Genomic DNA, 20,087 nt, shown 5'->3' on the forward strand with positions numbered 1-20,087 from the left:
CGTCCGCCGCGGGAGCGGCGGAAGCAGCAGCAGTCCCCTCGGCTGACCCTGCCGTTGCACGCGTTGCGGCGGCTGCGAAGGCGGCACCGGAATTCCCGGCTGCGGCCGCGGAACTCCCCGGAGTGGAACCGGCAGCTGCGGAACCGGATGCTGAACCGGAGACTGTGGAGCCGGTACCGGCAGGTGCGCCGCCGGGCGTTGGAGCCGATGCCGCGGGGGCACCTGCCGGTACCGCACCGGGAACGGACGCGGCCGGGACCGCGGTCCCGGACGCTGCTGCATTCCCCTGCCGCTCCGGCGTCGACGCCGGATCAGTGGCAGTGGAGGCGAGGGCTTCGGTGTCAGTGGCTGCTGCGTTCGGAACCGACGCAACCCCTGCGGCAGGAAGGGCGGAGCCTGCAGTGGCGGAACCGGTTGCTTTGCCCGTTGCGCCAGCAGCGGCGAGGACTGCCGCTGCGGCGGACTGGGCCGGCACGGTGCTGCCCGGCAGCCCGTGCTCCGCGGATCCGGTTCCCGTTGCACTGGCAACAGCTGCGCCGGCTTCAGCGGTGGTTGCGGCGGCACCGGACTCGTCGGGGGTTCCGTCAACGGTTTCAGCAATGGCTCCCGCAGTGCCGGGTACGGCAGCGGGCGGCAGCGGAATTCCGGCCAGGCTGGCGAATACGGCTGCAGCGGACGGGACAGCGTCCGCAGGAACCGGCGAACCGGCACTTGCGGCGGAGGCATCAGCGCTCTCCGTGCCCGGAGTCCCTGTGCCGGAGAGACCCGATGCTCCAGCGGCGAGGGCAGCGGCCGTGCCGGCCCGGGTCCCGTACGCATCGTTCCCGGCAGGAATTGAGGACTCATTGTTTTTGGCCTGCTTGGCGGCGGTCCGGACAGCTGCCTGCTGGTCCGCCGCGGCATCGCGTGCCGAAGCCACCGCGTCCTGCAGTGAGGAGCCGAAAGCGGCGCCGGCGTCCGCGCCGGACGCACCGGGCTGAGGAGCGCCGGTGGACCGCGAGGCGGCGGTAGGTGCGGCGGGGCGCGGCAGCCCGGTGGAGACGCTCATACTGCCGAGCCCATCAGTGCAGCCTGGGCGTTCCGTGCCGAGGCGACCAGATCGGAAATACCCGAGGCACCCGTGATCCCTGCGGTACCGAGGGGATTCGCGGCGGGTGCGGCGGTGGGCAGGATCCGGCGGATGGTGGTCAGGTTGGCGTCGGTCTCCCAGGCATCACGGATGGCGATGGTCTGGCCCGGCTGCGGGGCATCCACCGCCTTGCCGTTGCCCAGGTAGATGGCGACGTGGCCGCCGTCGTGGCTGAAGAGCAGATCGCCCGCCTGGGCCTGCGCCAGCGAGGGCACCTCGGTGCCGGCGTTCATCTGGTCCCAGGTGACCCGGGGCAGGGTGTAGCCCAGGTCCTTGTAGACGTTCTGTACAAAGGATGAGCAGTCCAGGCCCTGGGCCGGGTCGTTGCCGCCCCAGATATAGGGCAGCCCCAGGTACTTCTGGACGGCATCCAGCACCTTGCCGTCCGCGGCTCCGCCTGCACCGGTGCCGGCGGTCCCGGTCAGTGATGACAGCGTGGAAGCAAACGCGGTGCCCGAACCTGCAACGGAAGCGGCGGCGTCCTGCTTCACGGCTGCGGCACCGGAGAGCTGGCTCAGCGTGCTCCGGATTTCATCGATGCGCCCCAGGGCGTCGGTCATGCTCATCAGTTGGCTTCCTTCTGCCGGCGGTGCCAGGCGGAGCCGGCAAGTTCATCCAGGATGGTTTGTTCGGTGCGCAGGTCTTCGGCGGCCTCGGCCGCCGCGTACTTGCCCTCCAGCTTTTCCAGCCCCACGGACCGGGCCCGCGCAGCGGAGAACTCGGCACGGGCCGCTTCCACTTCCGCAGTGTGGCGGGTGCCGAGGGCGTTGAGGTCGGCAAGCATGCTGCGCGACGACGCGCGGGCGGCGGCAATGGCGTTCATGGTCACTGCGTCCATGGCCTGGCTGTTGCTGTGCTCCAGGGCGTCGTACGCCTCGGCACGGGCCTGACGGGTTTCCTGCTCGCGGGCATTGGCGGCAGCCAGTTCGCCCGCCGCCTGGTCCTGCTGCAGCTGGCGCAGCCGGAGCAGGCCGGCCAGGGGAAAGGTACGGGCCATCAGGACACCCCCAGCATCCGGGTCAGGTTATGCAGCTGCGCCCAGGCGGTCTCCGCCGGGGTTTGTTCATCCATCCGCTGCTGCAGGAAAGCGTTGATGGCGTCCTGGTTGTCCACGGCCGCGTCCACCAGCGGATTGGAGCCGCGCTGGTAGGCGCCGACGTCGAGCAGGTCCTGTGCGGCCTTCCGTGCGGCCATCACCCGGCGAAGGGTGGAGGCGGCATCGCTGCGCTCCCGCGGGTTGACCCGGGAGGCGACACGGGAAATGGAAGCCAGCGCGTCCACCGAGGGGAAGTGCCCGGAAACGGCCAGCTTGCGGTCCAGCACCACGTGCCCGTCCAGGATGGAGCGGGCGCTGTCGGCAATGGGTTCGTTGTGGTCATCGCCGTCCACCAGGACGGTGTACATCCCGGTCACGGAGCCACGCTCCCCGGTGCCGGCGCGTTCCAGCAGCTGGGCCAGCAGGGAAAAGGTGGAGGGCGGGTAGCCGCGGGTGGCGGGCGGTTCGCCCACGGACAGGCCGATCTCGCGCTGCGCCATGGCCACCCGGGTCAGCGAGTCCATCATGAGCATGACGTCGGCGCCGCGGTCACGGAAGGACTCGGCGATGCGGGTGGCCACAAAGGCTGCGCGCAGGCGCATCAGGGCCGGTTCGTCCGACGTCGAGACCACCACGATGGACCGGGCCAGGCCTTCGGCGCCCAGGTCGTCTTCGAGGAATTCGCGCACTTCGCGGCCGCGCTCGCCCACCAGGGCGATGACGGACACTTCGGCGTCGGTGCCGCGGGCAATCATGGACAGCAGCGAGGACTTGCCCACGCCGGAACCGGCGAACAGGCCCATGCGCTGGCCGCGGCCCACCGTGGTGAGCGTGTCCAGGGCCCGGACACCCAGTTGGAGCGGGGTGTCGATCCGGGTGCGCAGCATGGCGGACGGGGTTTCGTGGTCCAGCGGCACCAGGGCCTCGATGTCCAGCGGGCCCTTCCCGTCAATCGGACGGCCCAGGCCGTCCAGCACGCGGCCGAACAGTCCGGTGCCGGTGGGTACCAGCAGGGGTGTGCCCTTGGAGCGGGCCGGGGTGCCGGCGGTCAGTCCGGTGAGGCGGCCGAAGGGCATGCAGCGGATGCCTTCGCGGGTCGCGGCCACTACTTCGGCGTCCACGGCCGAGCCGGGGTGGCCGATGGACACCAGGTCCCCCACTCCGCAGTCCAGTCCGGCAATTTCCACGCTCAGTCCGAGAACGGAGGACACCCGACCCACCCGCTGGGGTGCGGCCGTGCGAAGGGCGGCGGCGAATCCCGCAGGACGCGGACGCCAAGCGGTGGCGGTCATGCCTCCACCTCCAGCAGTGCGGCGCGGGCCCGTGAGATGGCCGCACTCAGGGAGGCGTCCAGGTAACCGTCCGGGAATTCAGTGACCGCATCGCCGCGCTGCAGGCCGGGATCGCCCACAAAGTCGACGCGGGCGCGGCGCAGGGTATCTTCGTCCAGGGACGCCAGATCCACCGGGTGCATCCGCACCCGCTGCACCAGGTCCGTGTCCACCCCTTCCAGGGCGCGGGCCAGGGCGGAGCGGGCGGAGGCGTCGCCGTCGGACAGTTCCCGCTGCAGCAGGGCTTCGGCCAGCTCGATGGCGGCCGCCGCCAGGACGTCCTGCATGTCCGTGATCAGGGCCACGGTACGGCCCTCGAGGCTGAACACGGCAGCATTCAGCGCCGCGAGGCTGCGGTTCAGGCGTTCCTGGCCGCGGCGCATCTCGTCTTCGTACTGCTCGCGCAGGGTGCGGCGCAGCAGTTCGGTGTCCTCGTTGGCTGCCCGCAGTCCTGCCGCATAGCCGGCGGCATGCCCGCGGGCCTCCACCTGGGCGCTGAGCTGGTCTTCGTCGGCTGCGCCGAGTGCGGTGTAGACCAGGCGGGAGAAAGCCTCAGTAGACATACTCTTCCTCGTCCGCATGGTGCACCTCGATGATGCCCTGGGCTTCCATTTCGCGGATGGCCCGGACAATGTTGGCACGTGCCTCTTCCACCTGCGACAGGCGGGCCGGACCGGAAACCTTGATTTCGTCGTCGAGCAGTTCCCGGTTGCGTTCGGAAACGTTCGTGCGGATGGCGTCCAGTACCGCTTCCGTGGCGCCCTTCATGGCCAGTGCCAAGGTGCCGACGTCGATGCCGCGCAGCACCAGCTGCACGTCGCGCCGTTCGAGCTTGACCAGGTCGCCGAAGGTGAGCATGCGGGAACGCACCTCTTCGGCCAGGTCCGGGTCGCGTTCCTCCAGGGCCTGGAGCAGGGCGCGCTCGGTTACGGCGTCGGAACGGTTGATGATGTCCACCAGCGGCTGGATGCCGCCGATGGCATCCGCGGCTTCGCGGGCTGCGCCGAGGGCGGAGGCGCGTGCGCGGAGGGTTTCGGCGACCACGCGCACGGCCTCGGGCGTGGCCCGCGCCATGGTGGCAATGGCCTGGGCCACGTCGGTGCGCAGGTCCTGGTTCAGGCCCGTGAGTACGGCCGAGGCCCGCTGGGGACGCATGTGGGCCAGGACCAGTGCGATGGTCTGCGGCAGTTCACCGTCCAGCAGGGAGATGACCTGGTTCGGTTCGGCGCTTTCGAGGAATTCGAAGGACTTGCCGGCCATCGAGGACGCGAGGCGTTCCATCACGCCGGAGGCACGCTCGACGCCGAAGGAGGCTTCCAGCAGGCCCATGGCGACGTCGCGGCCGCCGTGGGCGCGGCGCCGGCCTTCCACGGTCATGTCATAGAACTCGTTGATGGCCTCTTCTGCCACCGATGCGTCCACCCGCTTGAGCCGGACGATTTCCGCGGCAATGGCCTGTGCCTCGGCCTCGGTGAACTGCTGCATCACCACCGCGGCCCGCGAGGTCTCCAGCTGCATCAGCACGATGGCAGCTTTCTGGGTACCGGTCAGCTCGCCTTTCTGGGGCATCTCGGGAGCGTTCAGGGCAAGGGGCAGCCCTGCCGGGGCGGTGGCAAGCTCGGTCATGGCCGGGTTTCCTCCATGAGGTTGCGCAGGTAGTCAGCGGTGCGGACCGGGTCCTGGGCGGCCAGCGCGTCAAGTTCGGCGCGCTTGCGGTCCTGGCCCACGGCCGCGGCAACAATCTGCATGGACGCGGTGTCGGTGGGTACCGGTTCAGGCTCAAGCATGGCCAGCCCGGTGGCCGGAGCCAGCGGGTCGAGTTCAGGCAGTTCGCCCAGGTCAACGGCTTCGCGGTTCTGCCGGCGGGAGCGCATGGCGTACGCCACCAGGGCCAGGATGACCACCAGTACGACGCCCGCCACGATGATTCCCATCCGCAGCATTTCGGCCCGGCGCTCGGCTTCTTCCGCGGCCTCGGCGTCGGCCAGTGCCTGCTGGGCGCTGGTGGCACCGTCAGCGTTGAAGGACACCATTTCCACCGTGATTTCGTCGCCGCGTTCGGTGTTGATGCCGGCAGCGGTGGCCACCAGTGCTTCAAGGTCCGCAACGTTCAGTCCGGCGGCGGCCTGGGTGTTCAGGGCAACGGAAACGGTCTGCCGGTTCAGGGCACCGGCGGGGATGTCCCGGGTTTCGGTGACCTTGTTGACGGCGTTGTTCTTGGTGCTGGTTTCGGAGCGGAAGGAGCCGTCGTCGTTGGTACCGTTGGGCACGGCGATGTTGTCCGGGCCCAGGATGCCGGCGGCCGTGTTGCCGTTGCCGCCGGTGTATTCCTCGGTGCTGGTGGACTCGTTCAGGGCCGGGGTGTCCTGCGGTGCGGTGAAGGACTCTTCCACCCGGTTGGCGGATTCGTAGCTCATGTCCGCGGCCACGGCCACGGTGGCGTTGCCGGGTCCCACCACGCGGTCCAGCATGGACTGCACGGAGGCGGTGACCCGCTGTTCGTAGTCGGTGGCCTGCTTATCCGCGGAGCCGGTGGCACCCATCCCGACGGCGGAGAGCACGGTGCCCTTGGCGTCGATGACGGCCACGTCGGTGGCCTGCATGCCGTCCACCGACGCGGAGGTCAGATGCACAATGGCCTGCACCTGGTCGGCGCTGAGTGAGCTGCCGCTGGCGGTTTCGATGAACACGGACGCGGTGGGATCCTTCTTTTCCGAGACGAACACTGTGTCCTCGGGGATGGCCAGCTGTACGGAGGCGTTCTTGACGCCGTCGATGGCGGCCACGGTCTTGGCGATTTCGCCTTCCAGGGCCCGCTTGTAGGTCACGGTCTGCTGGAACTCGGAGGAGGTGACCCCCATGTCATCAAGCAGGGAGTAGCCGCCGGTGGATTCGGAGGGCAGTCCGGCGCCGGCAGCCTTGAGCCGCTGGTCGTAGACCTTTTCCTCGGGAACCATGATGGTTCCGCCGCCTGCGGCAATTTCGTAGGGCACGCCGTCGGTCTTGAGCTGCTCCACAATGGCGTTGGCGTCCTCGGCCTGCAGTCCGGAGAACAGCGGGGTGTAGGACGGCTTCGTCAGCCAGGAGGCCAGCAGGGCAATGCCGAGGCCCACCACGGCAATACCGATGATGGCGATTGTCTTTTGGGCGAGGGTGAACTCGCGGATGGTGGACCCTACGCGGCCGGCCATCGCGTTCATCGCGGGAGGCATCAGGCCTGCATCCTCATAATCTCGTTGAACGCGTCAACGCCCTTGTTCCGTACGGCTGCCACCAGTTCCAGGGTCAGCGACGCCCGGGTGGAGGCGATGGTGGCGGCGTGGATGTCATCCAGGTCTCCGGTGACGGCCTGCACGGCCAGCTTCTTGGATGTGGACTGCAGTTCGGTCACGTTGTCCACGGCCCCGGTAAGCGACGCCCCGAAGGCCGAGCCGTCCGTGGAAACGGCCGGGACGGCCGCCTCTACGTACGCCGTGGGCGTGGTGCCGCTGACGGCGGCGATGGCGGGAACGGGCATTAGGAGCGTCCAATCTGCAGTGCTGCTTCGTAAGTGCTCTTGGCACGGTCAACCACGGCGGCGTTGGCTTCGTAGCCGCGCTGGGCAAGGATCAGGTTGCCCATCTGTTCGGACAGGTCGATGTCCGGGTAGCGGACGTACCCCTCGGCGTCGGCCAGGGCATGGTCCGGCTGGTAGACCATACGGCCCTCGGCGTCGCCGTACTGCACGCCGGACACGTAGACGCCGGTGCCCTCCGCGCCTTCCTGGGCCACCACATAGCGGGCCTGGAAGGCGGAGCCGTCGGTGCTGGAGACGTTGTTGGCGTTGGCCAGGTTGTCGGAGACGGCGTCCAGCCACTTGCGGTGGGTGGTCAGGCCGGTGGCGGCAATGCCGATGGCATCAAAAGTCATTAGTTGGTCCTCATGGCAGTGCGGAGGGAGTTGGCCTCTCCGCCAACAGCCTGGGTGGCGAACTGGTAGCGCAGCACGGTGTCGATGTTGGACAGGGTTTCCGTGTCCAGGTTGACGTTGCTGCCGTCCAGCCGGGTGGGTTCCAGGGAACGCGCGGTGGTGGCGGCGGCCGCTCCGTTGCCGGCTTTCACCGATTTGGCGAGGGCGTCTTCAAAACTGACGCGCTGGGCCTGGTAGCCGGGAGTATTCACATTGGCGATGTTGTTCGCGATGGCCCGCTGCCGCAGGGCAAGGCCATCCAGGGCACTTTGCAGTGCAATGGAGGAAACGGAATCGAACACGGTGGAACCCAGTTCTCGCTAAAGGGACAGTGCGGCCGATCCGTGGCCTGTTGCGTGAGCTATCCATGCTCATTGGTTGTTATCGGCAATTACGCAGGAGGCGTAAGCGATTATTCAAGTAATTTTTTTGATTTCTGCAAGTATGCGATATAGAAGAAATAAGTAAACTTCCTATTTCTTCGTTTATCCGTCCACTTCCAGGTACACGGCCGACGACGCCGGGCCCGGCACGCTGCGGATCAGCATGCTCTGCTTGCGGTTGGTCCGGGACTCGTTGCGCAGCTGCGCGTAGGCGCGGGACTGGGCCTTGGACAGCAGCCGGGCCCGCGTGATGAGGGCTTCCGGCAGCGGACCCAGTTCCGCCGGCGGCTCCCAGTCGGAGGCTACCTCCCGCGCCTGTTCCGTGACGGACCTGCCTTCCAGGAAGGATTCCAGGTTGTCTTCGAGCTGGGTCAGGACGGTTTCCCAGAGCACGAAGTTTGCCAGGTCTTCGGGACTGCGGTAGGGCTCTGCGGATTCAGCCGACACCGAGGACCCCGCCCGGAGTGGTGTTGGCTGCCGGTGTTGCGCCGGTAACGGGAAGCTGTGCGGCAGCTTCGTGCCAAGCGGCGCGGATCGGTTCCAGCAGGTCGATGCACTCCCGGGTCAGCTTCGGATCCCGGTCAATGTTGGCGTTCAGCAACTTGGACAGGGAGTACGTGTAGATGGCGTGCAGGTTCTCCCCGCCCTCCCACACGTCGGTCTTCAGCGTGCCCAGCAATTCGGTGATGATGCTCTGCGCGTGGAGCAGGTTTTCGGAGGCCACCTGCCAGTTGGCGTTCTGCTGTGCTTCTTCGGCGCGGGCCAGATCCAGCAGCAAGCGGTCGTAGAGCATGGTCAGCAGGCGGGCGGGTGAGGCAGAGAGCACGGCGTTGCGGGCGTATTCCGCCCGCTTGGCGGCGAGTCCGTAGTTCACGGTCACTTCTTACTCGAGAAGGAGGAGGCGGAGAGGGAGTCCAGCTGGCCGGTGAGCCAGTCCATCTGGCTGTTGAGCGCGCCCAGCTTCACTTCCAGGTTGGTCCAGACCAGCTTCAGGGTGGATTCGCGTGAGGCGAGGCGGCGGTCCCAGTCCGCAATCTGGCTGTTAAGGTCACGGACCGTGGACTCCTGCCCGGTGATCCGCTTGGTGATGGTTCCGTCGTACTTGTCCGAGGCGACCTTACCGGCGGATTCAATGCGGCCGGCAATGGCCTGGAGCGCTGCCTGGGTGTTTTCCGGATCGTCCGCGAGGGCTGCCGTGAACTTCTCCGCGTCGAACTCCACCGTGCCGTACTTGGTGATGGTGATGCCGATTTCCGACGGGGACTTTCCGTTCAGCGCGCCGGTGGCGGCGTCCATGATGGACTGCTTGAGTGCGCGGATGGAGGAGTCTCCGGTGAAGACTCCTCCTTCGGCCTTGGTGGTGCCGTCGGACGTGTTGACGCTGACCGTGGAGTTTCGGTCAATGTAGCTGAAGACATCCGCGAGGCTGGAGACCAGTCCGGCCGCGACGTCAGCAATTGCCTTGCTGTCCCGGCTGACCGCAATGGTGACGGGCTCTGCAGACACGGCAGAGACGGTGATATCGACACCGGGCATGAGGTCGGCGAAGGTATTGGTGGCGGAGGTGATCTTGGTTTCCGCCCCGGGGACGCCGGCCCAGAGGGTGACTTCGGCATCGGATCCGGCCCGGATGGCGCCCAGATCGGTGCCGTTATGGGAGACGGTGAAAGCTCCTGCCGCACCGGTGGCGGCCGCAGTGAACTGCATCCGGTACTGGGCAACACCGTCCACGCTGCCGGCAGCGATCTTGACTGCGGTGACGCCCAGGTTGGCCTTATTGACGGTGCTGATGACTTCGTCCAGGCTCTTGCCTGCGGTGTCCAGTTCCGTAATGGTGCCATTCGCGGAGATCGACAATGCGTCCCCGTTGGGCCAGGCGGCCATGGCACCGGACAGGGAAACCTGGGCCGTGGCCAACTTGTTGACGGTAATGTCCAGCGACCCGGCGGCTGCACCGGCCTTCGTGGTTGCCTTCACGGTAGGGGAACCTGTGACGGCGGCGTAGCGGTCCGTGCCGCCGGCTTTGGCAACCTTGGCAGCGGCGTCGGCCAGGGAGGCGACCTTGGTATTCAGGTTCTGCAGCGCTGTGACAAAAAGCTGGTTGGACTGCACCTTCTGCTTCAGGAGGGCCTGGGGGCGCGCTTCAATCTTCATCAGGTCAGCGATCATGGCGGTGGTGTCGATGCCACTGATCAGCCCGTCAATGCCTAGCGCCATGAAATGCTCCTTGAGAAGTCCTGCTGGAAAGGTCCTGCTGGTGGTGCGGGTGACAAGCAGAAGGCAGGGAATGGGCTGGCGGCGGGAAGCGTGAGGTCCAAGTCATGTTTCCCCGCCGCCAGCGGCCATTCACCTGCCAGTCATACGGTTACTGCTGATGAATCCGGTGATGCCCGATCTGCTACTGCAGGAGCTGCATAACGCCGGAGTTCATCTGGTTCGCCTGGGCCAGCATGGCAGTAGCGGCCTGGGAGAGGATCTGGGACTTGGTGAAGCTGCCCATTTCCGCTGCCATGTCCGTGTCACGGATCCGCGAGTTGGCCGAGGAGAGGTTCTCCACGGACACCGCGATGGTGCGGGCGGTGGACTCCAGGCGGTTCTGCTGAGCACCCAGGGTGGCGCGCTGGCTGGACGTAGCGGCAATAGCCGTGTCCAGCAGGCCGATGGCCGTGGTAGCCCCGGTCTGAGTGCTCGCGTTCAGGGCTGCCAGCGGGGCGATAGTGCTTGTCACATTGGCAAGTGTGATGTCGATGGTGTCGGAAGCATCCGCACCGACCTGGATCTTCAGCGTGGCGGTTCCGGGGTCACCCGCGGGCGCGCCGGGGGCGGTCACGAGCGTGCCGGCCGAGTTATTGAGCAGCTTGATGCCGTTGAAGTTGGTCGAGGTGCTGATACGGGTCAGCTCGTCACTCAGCGCCTTGACTTCGGACTGGATGGCCGTGCGCGACGCGGTGTTGTTCGTATCGTTTGCGGACTGGACTGCCAGGTCACGCATGCGGTTCATGATGTTGTGAACCTCGGTCAGGGCGCCTTCAGCGGTCTGGATGAGGCTGATGCCGTCCTGCGCGTTGCGGCCAGCCTGGGTCAGGCCGGAGACCTGGTTCTTCAGGCCTTCGGAGATGGACAGGCCGGCGGCGTCGTCGGCTGCACGGTTGATGCGCAGGCCGCTGGAGAGACGCTCCACCGACTTGGCCTGTGCGCTCTGGTTCAGCGTCAGGTTGCGCATGGCATTGAGCGACGAAACGTTTGTTGCGATTGTGAAACCCATGATGTGTTCCTCCGTGAGTGGGCTGTACCTACCGGCCCTTCCATGGGCCTGCACCACTATCTATCGGCGGTCACAGGGTGGGTGTTAGCAATCCTTGGAAAAACTTTGCGCTTCCCGATTCGTAAACAGAAGGCAGGGAATGGGCTGGCGGCGGGAAGCGTGAGGTCCAAGTCATGTTTCCCCGCCGCCAGCGACCATTCACCTGCCGGTTCTGCGGTTACTGCTGGTGGTTCTTACTGCTGATGAATCCGGTAATGCCCGATCTGCTACTGCAGGAGCTGCATAACGCCGGAGTTCATCTGGTTCGCCTGGGCCAGCATGGCGGTAGCGGCCTGGGAGAGGATCTGGGACTTGGTGAAGCTGCCCATTTCCGCTGCCATATCCGTGTCGCGGATACGCGAGTTGGCCGAGGAGAGGTTCTCCACGGACACCGCGATGGTGCGTGCGGTGGACTCCAGCCGGTTCTGCTGTGCACCCAGGGTTGCGCGCTGGCTGGACGTGGTGGCGATAGCCGTATCCAGGGCAGTGATGGCCGCCGTGGCACCCGTCTGGGAGGTGACGTCCAGCGTGGCCAGCCCGGTGAGGGTGGTGGCAACGTTGGCCTGAGTGATGTCGATGGTGTCGGAAGCATCCGCACCCACCTGGATCTTCAGGGTCGCCGCCTGAGCCACAGGAGTAGCATCAGCGCTCGGGCCCAGCAGCTGGATGCCGTTGAAGTTGGTCGAGGTGCTGATACGGGTCAGCTCCTCGCTCAGCGCGTCGACTTCCGACTGGATGGCCGTACGGGAGGCCTCGTTGTTCGTATCGTTCGAGGACTGAACCGCGAGGTCACGCATGCGGTTCATGATGTTGTGAACCTCGGTCAGGGCGCCTTCAGCGGTCTGGATGAGGCTGATGCCATCCTGGGCGTTGCGCCCGGCAACCTGCAGGCCGGAAACCTGGTTCTTCAGGCCTTCGGAGATGGACAGGCCGGCGGCGTCGTCAGCTGCACGGTTGATCCGCAGGCCGCTGGAGAGACGCTCCACCGACTTCGCCTGGGACGTCTGGTTCAGCGTCAGGTTGCGCATGGCATTGAGCGATGAAACGTTTGTTGCAATTGTGAAACCCATGATGTGTTCCTCCGTGAGTGGGCTGTTTCTTACAGGCCCATCCATGGGCCTGCACCATTAGCTATCGGCGCGCCGGGCAGTGGGGTTAGCCGGAGCAGGAAAATGATCCGGCTGCTTCAGTCCCTGCAGACAGGAAATGGGCCGGCCGCCGGGAGTATTCCTACTCCTTACAACCAACCCATTTCCTACCGTTGCTTTACTGCTGATGAATCCGGTGATGCCCGATCTGCTACTGCAGGAGCTGCATAACGCCGGAGTTCATCTGGTTCGCCTGGGCCAGCATGGCAGTAGCGGCCTGGGAGAGGATCTGGGACTTGGTGAAGCTGCCCATTTCCGCTGCCATGTCCGTGTCACGGATCCGCGAGTTGGCCGAGGAGAGGTTCTCCACGGACACCGCGATGGTGCGGGCGGTGGACTCCAGGCGGTTCTGCTGTGCACCCAGGGTTGCGCGCTGGCTGGACGTGCTGGCAATAGCCGTATCCAGGGCGGTGATGGCCGCCGTGGCACCGGCCTGCGTGCTGACACTGAGGGCGGTTGCGCCCGTGCCGGCCAGGGTCGTGAGTGTTGCTGCAACATTCGCCAATGTGATGTCGATGGTATCGGAAGCATCCGCACCCACCTGGATCTTCAAAGTGCCAGGGAAAGGATCGGCAGTGGCATCCGTCCCCGGTCCAAGCAGCTGGATGCCGTTGAAGTTGGTCGAGGTGCTGATACGCGTCAGCTCCGAGCTCAGTGCGGTAACTTCCGACTGGATGGCCGTGCGCGACGCGGTGTTGTTCGTATCGTTCGAGGACTGAACCGCCAGGTCACGCATGCGGTTCATGATGTTGTGAACCTCGGTCAGGGCGCCTTCAGCGGTCTGGATGAGGCTGATGCCATCCTGGGCGTTGCGCCCGGCAACCTGCAGGCCGGAAACCTGGTTCTTCAGGCCTTCGGAGATGGACAGGCCGGCGGCGTCGTCAGCTGCACGGTTGATCCGCAGGCCGCTGGAGAGACGCTCCACCGACTTTGCCTGGGACGTCTGGTTCAGCGTCAGGTTGCGCATGGCATTGAGCGATGAAACGTTTGTTGCAATTGTGAAACCCATGATGTGTTCCTCCGTGAGTGGGCTGTTTCTTACAGGCCCATCCATGGGCCTGCAGCATTAGCTATCGGCGTCCCGGCCACCGGGGTTAGGAACAAGGCAGCGCTCACCCAAATTGACCGCCGCGTTGCCGCTTCCCTAGGAAGCGGCTGGGTTGAACACTGCCGGCCGGCCGGGAATACCCGGCAGCCCCACAGCGGTTCCGGGCATCCCAGCAACCGCCGCCACCCCGGGCTGCACCGGCGACAGATGGTGCCGGGTAATTCCGCCTGCCGTGTTCTGCCCCACCGTGGTGAGGTACGCGTTGCGGCGGGCCGGGGCAATCCGCGAGGAAATCTGCGGAGCTGTGCCCTCATCCGAGTAATGTGTGCCCAGCCCGTCACGGAGCAGGCGGACGGCTTCGGCGCGCTGCTGGGAGACGGCCGAGTGGGTGCTGCCCAGTTCCTCCGCGATCTCCTTGACCGTGCGGTCGTGGAAGTAGATCTCTTCCACGATGTACCGCATCTTCTCCGGCAGGGCGGCGACGGCCGCGGTCAGGTACTTCAGCCGCTCGGTGGCCAGCAGGGACCCCTCCGGGGACGGCAGGTCCGCCACCAGGAAGTCCGAGATGGACTCATCCAGGCTGGACACCGTCCGGGACGCGTCCGACAGGGCGTCTTCAGCCACCGTGCGGTCCACACCCAGCGCGGAGGCAATCTCATCCACGTTGGGGGTGCGGCCCAGGGCCGCGGTCAGGGTCTCCTTGACTGCCAGGGTTTCCTTGATCCGGCGCCGCGCGGAGCGGGTGGCCCAGTCATTGGACCGCATCTCGTCCGCAAAGGCTCCGATGATGCGGCGGCGGGCATACGCGCCGAACGGCACACCAAGATCCGGATCAAAGGAATCGGCCGACGTTATCAGGGCGATGGAACCGGCAGAGGCGAGGTCATCACGCGAAAGGTGCGTGGCCTTGGCGCAGACTTCGGATACCAGGTAGCCCACCAGCGGCAGGTTTTCCACCACGAGCGCATTGCGTTCGGTACGATTCAATTTTTGGACCCCCAAGCCCTTGTTCCCCAACTATCCCCCAACTGTCCCCCAGCTGCACGCCGGCGTCGTGGTCAGTGGCTGAGTCCGCTGAGGTATCCACGCGTGAGCGTATGAGCTGAAACATACCACTAACATTGACGGCGAACCGGCCGATAGTGGTTTTTGACGGACAAATTGATATTTGCACGTCGATCCGAAGACTTTTGCCGCAGGTTGGGGCCTGGAATCAGACGTCTTTAGTCATTCACAGAGACATTCAGTGCACTACCGAGGAGGTGAGCCAGGCATGGGTACCCAGAGACTCTCGGCGCTTCTTTGGGAGGAGCGCGAATTGTTGGAACTTCTTGTGTTCAAGCTCGAAGAAGAACAACTGCTGCTTACCTCCGGTAAAACCAAATGGCTTACGCATGCCACGCGTGAAGTGGAGCAGGTGCTCGAACGCCTCCGTGGGGCCGATCTGGGCCGGGCTGTGGCTGTGGCCGGGCTGGCCAAGGAATGGGGCACCTCCGAAGACGCAACACTTCGTGAACTGGTGGCCGCCGCTCCCCCGGGACCGTGGACGGAAATCTTCAATGCGCATCTGCAGGCCATGACCGAACTGACCGTCAAGATCCGCGAACTGCGCGATGTAAACGAGCAGTTCCTGCGCACTGCGGCCCGTTCGGCCCAGGAAACCCTCGCCGGATTGAATCCGGAAGCCAACACTTATACGGCGTCCGGCACCTCGGCCGCCCCCACGTCAGCCGCCCGGCTGGTTGACCAGAACATCTGACGTTAAGGACTCCTAAGCAATGAGCACCTTCAGCGGCCTCAACACGGCGTACACCGGCCTTTCCGCGGCCCGTAAGGGCCTGGACGTGGTGGGCCAGAACGTGGCCAACGCCAATGTGGCCGGCTACACCCGCCAGCGCCTGAACACCTCCGCCGTGGCACCTCTGGCCCCCATGGGCCGCTTCGCCACCGGCACCGGCGTGGGCCAGGGCGTGTCCGTGGACTCCATCGCCCGGCTGGGCAGCCTGCAGCTCGATGCCCGGGTCCGCAGCACCGCCGCCGTCGCCGGATACTCCGCCATCCGCGCCAACGCGCTGATCGAGCTGGAAGACAGCTTCAACGAGCCGGGGAAGAACGGGCTGTCCAACGCCCTGCAGGAATTCTCCGCCGCCTGGCAGGGCGTCAAGAACAGCCCCGGTGACAATGTTCCGGCCGCCGCGCTGCTGAACGAGGCCAACGCCGTGGCGGCCCAGATCGCCACCGGCTACAACGCCGTGCGGGACCAGTGGAACAGCACCCGCGGCAGCCTGGACAGCATGGTGTCCGAGCTCAACGCCAGTGCCGCGCAGCTGGCCAACCTCAACGGCGCCATCCGCTCCACCCTGGCTTCCGGCGCCTCCGCCAATGAACTGGTGGACCAGCGCAACACCCTTGCCACCACCATCGCTGCACTAAGCGGCGCCACGGTGCGGGAATCAGCAGACGGCATGGTGGATGTCCTGATCGACGGCAACGCGCTGGTGTCCGGAACCAACGTCCGGACCCTGCAGGTGACCGGTGGCCGTTCCATGGACGATGCCACTGCGCCCACGGTCGGGTGGACCGACCGTCCGGGCACGGCCGGGATCACCAAGGGCGAAATTGCCGGCGCCGTCTCGCTGCTGGCTCCGGCCGCAAGCGGAGGCGTCTTTGCCAGTGCCGCCGCTTCCTACAACGAGGTGGCCGCTACGTTGGCCGCCACCGTCAACGAGCTGCACGGCCAGGGTGCCACCACCGCCGGCACCACCGGTCTGGCCTTCTTCTCCGTGGGCACCCCCGCCGCCACCACGCTGAAGGTGGTCCCCACGGATGCCTCCGGCATCGCCGCCGGCACCCCGGGTGCCGGCACCCTGGACGGCGGCATCGCGGATAAGATCTCCCAGCTCGGCTCGAAGGCCGGCTCCGCGGACAAGGTCTGGAGCGCATTTGTCACGGCCACCGGTTCACTCAGCCGCGCAGAGCTGCAGCAGGCCACCCTCGCCGACGTCGCCTCCTCCTCAGCGGTGGACCTGCAGCTTTCCAATGCCTCCGTGGACCTGGACGAGGAAAACGTGAACCTGCTGATGTACCAGCACGCTTACCAGGGCGCCGCACGCGTGATGAGCGCAATCGACGAAATGCTGGACACCCTCATCAACCGCACCGGAATTGTTGGAAGGTAACCCCGTGATCAGCCGCAGCACCAACCAGACCATGGCCCGGACGGCCCAGATGAACCTTCAGGCCAGCATGTCCCGGATGGCCAAGCTGCAGGAGCAGGTCACCTCCTCCGCAGCCATTGCCCGTCCCTCCGACGATCCGATCGGCACCGCCAACGCCATGAAGGTGCGCTCCGAGATCCGTGCCAATGCCCAGTACGCGTCCAACGTCAGCGACGCCGACGGCTGGCATACCGTCACCGACAGCGCCCTGAGCAACACCACCAAAATCATGGGACGCATCAAGGACCTGGCGATCAGCGCGACCACCGGCACCATGTCCCCCAGCGACCGCAAGGCCGTGGCTACGGAGCTGGCCGGACTCAAGACGGACCTGCTGCGCGAGGCCAACACCACGTACCTGGGCCGCACCGTCTTCGCGGGCACATCGGACACGGGCAAGGCGTTCACCGAAGACCCCGCAGGCTCCTACAACTACAGCGGAAGCGGCACCCCCACTACGCGCCGATTGGACGGCAGTACCCTTATGCGCGTTGATACCGACGGCGAAGCCGTGTTTGGCAGCGGCGATGATTCTGTCTTCAAAATGGTCGATAACCTGGTGGCGGACCTGAACGACAACAAGGACACCAGCGCCTACCTCGGCAAGATCGATGCCGCGTCCGAAACCATCCGGATGGAGCACTCGGCACTCGGTGTGCGGCATGCCGCCACCATCAAGGCCAAGGACACCCTGGCGGACCAGTCGATCAGCCTGGAATCCCGCCGCTCCGGCATTGAGGATCTGGACACCGCCAAGGTCATCCTGGACATGAAGCTGCAGGAAGTTGCCTACCAGTCCGCCTTGGCGGTCACGGCCAAGGCACTGCAGCCCACCCTGATGGACTTCCTGCGATGAGCACCGGCCTGACGTTCCTGGCGCCGCCGCCGGGGCTGGCTCCGGAGGTGCACTTCGATCTCGAGGAGATCGACGGCGCGGCGGGGCTGTTTGCCCTCAGCGCTTCCGGCACCGGCGGCAGCGCCCGGCTGTACGTCCTGGACGCCTCCGTCTACCTGCCCGACTACCATCCGGAAATCACGGATGAACAGCGTCATCAGCTGGAACTGGAAACCTCCGCAGATGCCGCCGTGCTGGTGGTGGCGAACCCAACCTTGGAGGGCACCACCGTGAACCTGCTGGCACCGATCGTGGTCAACATAAATACCGGCAGCTGCGCCCAGGTCATCCTCGAGGGCCAGGACTGGCCGGTCCGCGCCCCGCTGGACCCCGTGGCAGCCTAGGCAGCGGTCCTTAACGCCAAAAGGCGCGCACCCTGCAGGGTGCGCGCCTTTTACGTGTCGACCGCTATTAGGCGAAGTCGGCCGTGGCCGGGTCGGCGCCGTAACGGGTGCCGTTGTCCAGCGCGTTGATGGCTTCGATGTCCTCATCGCTGAGCTTCAGGTTCAGCGCTTCCCAGTTTTCCCGGATCCGGGACTCCGTCACGGACTTGGGAATCACAATGCTGCCCAGGGCCAGGTGCCAGGCGATGACCACCTGGGCCGGGGTGGCGCCGTCGTACTTCGCGGCAATCTCCACCAGCTTGGGATCTTCGAGCAGGCCCTTGCCGGAGCCCAGCGGGGACCAGGACTCGTGCAGGATGTTGTGCTCGGCCTCGAAGGCGCGCAGATCGGCCTGGTTCAGGTACGGGTGGGTTTCCACCTGGTTCAGGACAGGAACCACGCCGGTGGCGTCGATGATTTCCTGCAGGGCTTCCTTGGTGAAGTTGCAGACGCCGATGGACTTTACCCGGCCCTGCTTCTGCAGCTCGACCAGTGCCTTCCAGGTGTCCACGTACTTGTTCTGCTTCGGCTGCAGCCAGTGGATCAGGTACAGGTCCAGGGTTTCCAGGCCCAGGCGCTCCATGGAGGCATCGAAGGCCTTCAGGGTCTCTTCGTAGCCCTGGTCCGCGTTCCACACCTTGGTGGTGATGAACATGTCTTCACGGGGAACGGACGTGGCGGCAATGGCACGGCCCACGCCGGCCTCGTTGCCGTAGATCTTGGCCGTATCGATGTGGCGGTAGCCAACCTCGAAGGCCTGTCCCACTACCTTTTCGGCCACCTCGTCCTCAACCTGCCACACGCCGTAGCCGAGCTGGGGAATGGTGTTGCCGTCATTAAAAGTCAGAACCGGTGATGTAGTCATGGTCTCATCCTTGTCCGGCACCGGCGGATGGCAAAGCGGATAAGCTCACCGCGAAACCGGCCGTAACGTATTCCCGCTTTGGTGAAGTATTTTGGCTCTCTAATTACTTTCGGCGGCAGCCAGGGCCCGTTCAGCCTCGGCGACGTCCTCACCCACCAGCTCTGCCCGGCGTCGGACATTCGCGAGGTTGGCCGAGGCGATGCCCCAGCGTTCGCCCTCCAGCCGGGACATGGCTGCGGCCTCTGCCGCCGCTGCCAGCGAGTTTCCGCTCCGGGACAGGGCACGGTGCACGGCGGTCATTGCTCCGGGGATGTTCTGGCCGGTGCTCGGCAGCAGCAGCTGCGCCCGGGTGCACACTGCGCGGATCCGCGGCAGCAGCGCTGCGAGTTCGTTGGCTACGGTGACCAGCTCGTTGTAGATGGCGTCATCATCCACGCCCTCGAGCATCTGGTAATAGCGGTCCAGCCCCCGGGTGAAACGGTCATGGGCACGGCGCCACACACCCTTGCCGAGTTCCGCGTCATCCTTCCGCCCCTGCCGGGCGGCTGCAAAAAGTACCATCTACGTCCTACTACAGATACTGGCCGGGGCCCGACTGCGGTTCCTGCCGCGGGCTGCCCGTCCCTTGGGGGCCCTGCGCGCGGCGCGGTTCCCCGTCGTCTCCAATAACAACTCCCGGTGCCAGCATGGTGCCCGGCGGCAGCTGGCGCAACTGCAGCCGGCCCATCTGGTTGGCTGTCTGCTGGGCGGCGATGGCCGTCTGGATGCCGCGGAACAGTCCTTCAAGCCAGCCCACGAGCTGCGCCTGGGTAATCCGCAGTTCGGCATCTGTGGGGGTGGCTTCGTCCAGGAACGGCAGGTTGATCCGGTGCAGTTCGTTCACCAGTTCCGGGGCGAGCCCGTCTTCCAGCTCGCGCAGCGAACGGGCGTGGATTTCCGCCAGCCGGTTGCGGGCGGCGTCATCCAGGGGTGCGTTCCGCACTTCCTCCAGCAGCTGCTTGATCATGGTGCCGATCCGCATCACCTTGGCCGGTTCATCAACCAACTCGTTGAGCTTCGCGGGCTTGCCGCGGTTCTTGGACGCTTCGGCAGGGTGATCGACGGCGCCCTCCGCCGGGTGGTCGACGGCGGTGCCTTCGGCGGGGGCGGCATGTTCGGCCCCGTGCTGCTCGGTCCCGTGGTCTTCGGTCCGGTCCTGCTCTGGCCCGTCGGGCACCGTGCCGGGGGTGTGGCCGGGATGCGTCTCTGACGTGACACCGGCGTCCGAGGCCGCATCTGGGCGGTCGGAGGATCCGTTCTGTTCAGTCATGGCATTAATGCTCTCACGGTTGGTCATAGTTGCCCCTTGGCAAGCCGCGTTTGGGGCTTGTCCCCGCGGTTTAACCACCGGAGAAACGGC

23 protein-coding genes and 1 pseudogene are annotated in these 20,087 nt (G+C 65.9%); 4 read left to right on the plus strand and 20 right to left on the minus strand.

The window, feature by feature from the left end:
- From AC5RUF_RS01245 to AC5RUF_RS01325, 17 genes and pseudogenes are all read right to left on the minus strand, one after another.
- Positions 1 to 1,048, minus strand: a pseudogene (locus AC5RUF_RS01245) (hypothetical protein); the annotation flags it as partial.
- Positions 1,045 to 1,695: a C40 family peptidase gene (locus tag AC5RUF_RS01250; RefSeq protein ID WP_493998620.1), complete on the minus strand. Its 651-nt coding sequence runs from the start codon at positions 1,693 to 1,695 to the stop codon at positions 1,045 to 1,047. The gene AC5RUF_RS01250 and the pseudogene AC5RUF_RS01245, both read right to left, overlap by 4 nt.
- Positions 1,695 to 2,126: a flagellar FliJ family protein gene (locus AC5RUF_RS01255; protein WP_493998619.1), complete on the minus strand. Its 432-nt coding sequence runs from the start codon at positions 2,124 to 2,126 to the stop codon at positions 1,695 to 1,697. The genes AC5RUF_RS01250 and AC5RUF_RS01255 overlap by 1 nt, the downstream gene beginning before the upstream one ends.
- Complete coding sequence (locus tag AC5RUF_RS01260; protein ID WP_494129443.1) at positions 2,126 to 3,457, minus strand: FliI/YscN family ATPase; 1,332 nt, start codon at positions 3,455 to 3,457, stop codon at positions 2,126 to 2,128. Before AC5RUF_RS01260 ends, AC5RUF_RS01255 begins: the two co-directional genes overlap by 1 nt.
- Positions 3,454 to 4,059, minus strand: coding sequence for a FliH/SctL family protein (locus AC5RUF_RS01265; protein WP_494129444.1), 606 nt, complete (start codon positions 4,057 to 4,059; stop codon positions 3,454 to 3,456). The genes AC5RUF_RS01260 and AC5RUF_RS01265 overlap by 4 nt, the downstream gene beginning before the upstream one ends.
- The gene (fliG, locus tag AC5RUF_RS01270) at positions 4,049 to 5,065 is read right to left on the minus strand and encodes a flagellar motor switch protein FliG (protein WP_494129588.1); all 1,017 of its coding nucleotides are present in this window, start codon (positions 5,063 to 5,065) and stop codon (positions 4,049 to 4,051) included. Before fliG ends, AC5RUF_RS01265 begins: the two co-directional genes overlap by 11 nt.
- A gap of 53 nt (positions 5,066 to 5,118) precedes the next feature.
- Positions 5,119 to 6,708: a flagellar basal-body MS-ring/collar protein FliF gene (gene fliF / locus AC5RUF_RS01275; protein WP_493996013.1), complete on the minus strand. Its 1,590-nt coding sequence runs from the start codon at positions 6,706 to 6,708 to the stop codon at positions 5,119 to 5,121.
- On the minus strand, positions 6,708 to 7,013 hold the full coding sequence (gene fliE, locus AC5RUF_RS01280) for a flagellar hook-basal body complex protein FliE (RefSeq protein ID WP_494129445.1): 306 nt from the start codon (positions 7,011 to 7,013) through the stop codon (positions 6,708 to 6,710). The genes fliF and fliE overlap by 1 nt, the downstream gene beginning before the upstream one ends.
- Positions 7,013 to 7,405, minus strand: coding sequence for a flagellar basal body rod protein FlgC (flgC, locus tag AC5RUF_RS01285; protein ID WP_494129446.1), 393 nt, complete (start codon positions 7,403 to 7,405; stop codon positions 7,013 to 7,015). The genes fliE and flgC overlap by 1 nt, the downstream gene beginning before the upstream one ends.
- A complete protein-coding gene (locus tag AC5RUF_RS01290) occupies positions 7,405 to 7,746 on the minus strand; it encodes a flagellar basal body rod protein FlgB (protein WP_493996016.1) in 342 nt (113 codons plus the stop codon). The genes flgC and AC5RUF_RS01290 overlap by 1 nt, the downstream gene beginning before the upstream one ends.
- 183 nt (positions 7,747 to 7,929) lie before the next feature.
- Entirely contained in the window at positions 7,930 to 8,274 is a 345-nt protein-coding gene (locus AC5RUF_RS01295) for a hypothetical protein (protein ID WP_493996017.1), read from the minus strand.
- Positions 8,264 to 8,701, minus strand: a complete 438-nt coding sequence (gene fliS, locus AC5RUF_RS01300; RefSeq protein WP_493996018.1) for a flagellar export chaperone FliS — start codon at positions 8,699 to 8,701, stop codon at positions 8,264 to 8,266. Before fliS ends, AC5RUF_RS01295 begins: the two co-directional genes overlap by 11 nt.
- Before the next feature lie 2 nt (positions 8,702 to 8,703).
- Positions 8,704 to 10,044, minus strand: coding sequence for a flagellar filament capping protein FliD (gene fliD / locus AC5RUF_RS01305; protein ID WP_494129447.1), 1,341 nt, complete (start codon positions 10,042 to 10,044; stop codon positions 8,704 to 8,706).
- 181 nt (positions 10,045 to 10,225) lie between these two features.
- Entirely contained in the window at positions 10,226 to 11,092 is an 867-nt protein-coding gene (locus tag AC5RUF_RS01310; protein WP_493996020.1) for a flagellin N-terminal helical domain-containing protein, read from the minus strand.
- A gap of 266 nt (positions 11,093 to 11,358) precedes the next feature.
- The gene (locus AC5RUF_RS01315; RefSeq protein WP_493996021.1) at positions 11,359 to 12,201 is read right to left on the minus strand and encodes a flagellin N-terminal helical domain-containing protein; all 843 of its coding nucleotides are present in this window, start codon (positions 12,199 to 12,201) and stop codon (positions 11,359 to 11,361) included.
- A gap of 229 nt (positions 12,202 to 12,430) precedes the next feature.
- A complete protein-coding gene (locus tag AC5RUF_RS01320) occupies positions 12,431 to 13,288 on the minus strand; it encodes a flagellin N-terminal helical domain-containing protein (protein ID WP_493996022.1) in 858 nt (285 codons plus the stop codon).
- Positions 13,289 to 13,423: 135 nt separating this feature from the next.
- Positions 13,424 to 14,314 (minus strand): sigma-70 family RNA polymerase sigma factor, encoded by an 891-nt coding sequence (locus tag AC5RUF_RS01325; RefSeq protein WP_493996023.1) that lies wholly within the window; start codon positions 14,312 to 14,314, stop codon positions 13,424 to 13,426.
- Between the two features lie 286 nt (positions 14,315 to 14,600).
- Here AC5RUF_RS01325 and AC5RUF_RS01330 point away from each other — a divergent pair, with 286 nt between their 5' ends.
- From AC5RUF_RS01330 to AC5RUF_RS01345, 4 genes are read left to right on the plus strand one after another with little or no spacing between them, the layout of a single operon-like run.
- The gene (locus tag AC5RUF_RS01330; RefSeq protein WP_493996024.1) at positions 14,601 to 15,086 is read left to right on the plus strand and encodes a flagellar protein FlgN; all 486 of its coding nucleotides are present in this window, start codon (positions 14,601 to 14,603) and stop codon (positions 15,084 to 15,086) included.
- Positions 15,087 to 15,105: 19 nt separating this feature from the next.
- Positions 15,106 to 16,506 (plus strand): flagellar hook-associated protein FlgK, encoded by a 1,401-nt coding sequence (gene flgK, locus AC5RUF_RS01335; protein WP_493996025.1) that lies wholly within the window; start codon positions 15,106 to 15,108, stop codon positions 16,504 to 16,506.
- Between the two features lie 4 nt (positions 16,507 to 16,510).
- Complete coding sequence (flgL, locus tag AC5RUF_RS01340; RefSeq protein WP_493996026.1) at positions 16,511 to 17,401, plus strand: flagellar hook-associated protein FlgL; 891 nt, start codon at positions 16,511 to 16,513, stop codon at positions 17,399 to 17,401.
- Positions 17,398 to 17,784, plus strand: coding sequence for a flagellar assembly protein FliW (locus tag AC5RUF_RS01345; RefSeq protein WP_494129448.1), 387 nt, complete (start codon positions 17,398 to 17,400; stop codon positions 17,782 to 17,784). Before flgL ends, AC5RUF_RS01345 begins: the two co-directional genes overlap by 4 nt.
- Positions 17,785 to 17,851: 67 nt before the next feature.
- Here the strand turns inward: AC5RUF_RS01345 and AC5RUF_RS01350 are convergent, their stop codons facing one another.
- From AC5RUF_RS01350 to AC5RUF_RS01360, 3 genes are all read right to left on the minus strand, one after another.
- Complete coding sequence (locus AC5RUF_RS01350; protein WP_227929397.1) at positions 17,852 to 18,688, minus strand: aldo/keto reductase; 837 nt, start codon at positions 18,686 to 18,688, stop codon at positions 17,852 to 17,854.
- 99 nt (positions 18,689 to 18,787) lie between these two features.
- Positions 18,788 to 19,249, minus strand: a complete 462-nt coding sequence (locus AC5RUF_RS01355) for a hypothetical protein (RefSeq protein WP_494129449.1) — start codon at positions 19,247 to 19,249, stop codon at positions 18,788 to 18,790.
- A gap of 10 nt (positions 19,250 to 19,259) precedes the next feature.
- The gene (locus AC5RUF_RS01360; RefSeq protein WP_493996030.1) at positions 19,260 to 19,997 is read right to left on the minus strand and encodes a bacterial proteasome activator family protein; all 738 of its coding nucleotides are present in this window, start codon (positions 19,995 to 19,997) and stop codon (positions 19,260 to 19,262) included.
- Positions 19,998 to 20,087 lie beyond the last annotated feature (90 nt).

The sequence above is a fragment of the Arthrobacter sp. Y3224198 genome (genome assembly GCF_059090025.1).

Coding starts and splice junctions, on each gene's coding strand:
- AC5RUF_RS01250 (WP_493998620.1), bottom strand. CDS start 1,695: ATGAGCATGACCGACGCCCTGGGGCGCATCGATGAAATCCGGAGCACG.
- AC5RUF_RS01255 (WP_493998619.1), bottom strand. CDS start 2,126: ATGGCCCGTACCTTTCCCCTGGCCGGCCTGCTCCGGCTGCGCCAGCTG.
- AC5RUF_RS01260 (WP_494129443.1), bottom strand. CDS start 3,457: ATGACCGCCACCGCTTGGCGTCCGCGTCCTGCGGGATTCGCCGCCGCC.
- AC5RUF_RS01265 (WP_494129444.1), bottom strand. CDS start 4,059: ATGTCTACTGAGGCTTTCTCCCGCCTGGTCTACACCGCACTCGGCGCA.
- fliG (WP_494129588.1), bottom strand. CDS start 5,065: ATGCCCCAGAAAGGCGAGCTGACCGGTACCCAGAAAGCTGCCATCGTG.
- fliF (WP_493996013.1), bottom strand. CDS start 6,708: ATGCCTCCCGCGATGAACGCGATGGCCGGCCGCGTAGGGTCCACCATC.
- fliE (WP_494129445.1), bottom strand. CDS start 7,013: ATGCCCGTTCCCGCCATCGCCGCCGTCAGCGGCACCACGCCCACGGCG.
- flgC (WP_494129446.1), bottom strand. CDS start 7,405: ATGACTTTTGATGCCATCGGCATTGCCGCCACCGGCCTGACCACCCAC.
- fliD (WP_494129447.1), bottom strand. CDS start 10,044: ATGGCGCTAGGCATTGACGGGCTGATCAGTGGCATCGACACCACCGCC.
- AC5RUF_RS01310 (WP_493996020.1), bottom strand. CDS start 11,092: ATGGGTTTCACAATCGCAACAAACGTTTCGTCGCTCAATGCCATGCGC.
- AC5RUF_RS01315 (WP_493996021.1), bottom strand. CDS start 12,201: ATGGGTTTCACAATTGCAACAAACGTTTCATCGCTCAATGCCATGCGC.
- AC5RUF_RS01320 (WP_493996022.1), bottom strand. CDS start 13,288: ATGGGTTTCACAATTGCAACAAACGTTTCATCGCTCAATGCCATGCGC.
- AC5RUF_RS01330 (WP_493996024.1), top strand. CDS start 14,601: ATGGGTACCCAGAGACTCTCGGCGCTTCTTTGGGAGGAGCGCGAATTG.
- flgK (WP_493996025.1), top strand. CDS start 15,106: ATGAGCACCTTCAGCGGCCTCAACACGGCGTACACCGGCCTTTCCGCG.
- AC5RUF_RS01345 (WP_494129448.1), top strand. CDS start 17,398: ATGAGCACCGGCCTGACGTTCCTGGCGCCGCCGCCGGGGCTGGCTCCG.
- AC5RUF_RS01350 (WP_227929397.1), bottom strand. CDS start 18,688: ATGACTACATCACCGGTTCTGACTTTTAATGACGGCAACACCATTCCC.
- AC5RUF_RS01355 (WP_494129449.1), bottom strand. CDS start 19,249: ATGGTACTTTTTGCAGCCGCCCGGCAGGGGCGGAAGGATGACGCGGAA.
- AC5RUF_RS01360 (WP_493996030.1), bottom strand. CDS start 19,997: ATGACTGAACAGAACGGATCCTCCGACCGCCCAGATGCGGCCTCGGAC.